General features: G+C 57.9%; 1 protein-coding gene. It reads left to right on the top strand.

The window, feature by feature from the left end; genetic code table 11:
- Positions 1–105: 105 nt before the first annotated feature.
- On the top strand, positions 106–944 hold an 839-nt coding region (locus ACP7DD_RS26540; RefSeq protein ID WP_426178395.1), incomplete at its 3' end, for an IS1380 family transposase.

The following is a 944-nucleotide window of genomic DNA, read 5'->3' as shown; positions in this document are numbered from 1 at the left end:
CTAGCCTGAATTTTGCATAAAAAAGGGCAAGAATGCCGTAAGTGATTGATAAAATGTGAGTTATCGAGAAACACAATTTACAACACGAACACCACCTTGCCCGATATGAATTCTACCCCAGAGCAGCTCCGTTTTGCATCCATTCCAGCCCATAGCGTCCGTGCCGATTTCGCCGGCGGCGGCTTGTCGTCCGATCTCGGCCCGGTTCTGCTGCGTGGAGTCGACCTCCAGATCGGCTTGACCAAACGCCTTGCTGCGGCCTTGCCTGACCGCCGCCATCAGAGTTACGTCAACCATTCGTATCACGATATCTTGACGCAGCGGATCTACCAGATTGGCTGCGGCTACGAGGACGGGAACGACTCGAACAGCCTGCGCCACGACCCGATGTTCAAGCTTGGCGCAGCCCGCTTGCCGTTCGACGATGATGCTGCGCTGGCATCGGGGGCGACGATCTCGCGCTTCGAGCACGCGGCGCGGCGCCAGGATATCTACCGTTTCAGCGAGGCCCTCGTCGAACAGTTTATCGCCAGCTTTGCTAGCCAGCCAAAGAGCTTGATTCTCGACCTGGATCACTCCGAGGATGCGTGCTACGGCCAGCAGCCACTGGCGTTCTATAACCACCACTATGGGTCGACGTGTTACCTGCCGCTGATGATCTTCGACGGCCAGTCGGGCGGCTTGATCGCGGCCGTTCTGCGGCCCGGCAAGCGCCCATTTGGCGAGGAGAACGCGATGATCATGCGGCGCGTTCTAAAACTGATTCGCCGCCATTTCCCCGACACCCACATTCTTGTTCGGGGTGACGGCCATTTCAGCGGACCCGAATTGATGGGCCTGATCGACAGCATGCCGAACACCGACTTCATCTTCGGTTTCTCCTGCAACACCAAGCTGCACGCGATGGCTGAGCCAACCAAGCTTCGTGCGTGCGATCGTTGGGT

This window comes from Massilia sp. TWR1-2-2 (assembly GCF_049897565.1).
In the GTDB taxonomy this organism is placed as follows: Bacteria; Pseudomonadota; Gammaproteobacteria; order Burkholderiales; family Burkholderiaceae_D; genus JAFCUW01.
The sequence above is the reverse complement of the archived record's forward strand: the minus strand, read 5'-3'. Positions and strand labels throughout refer to the sequence as shown.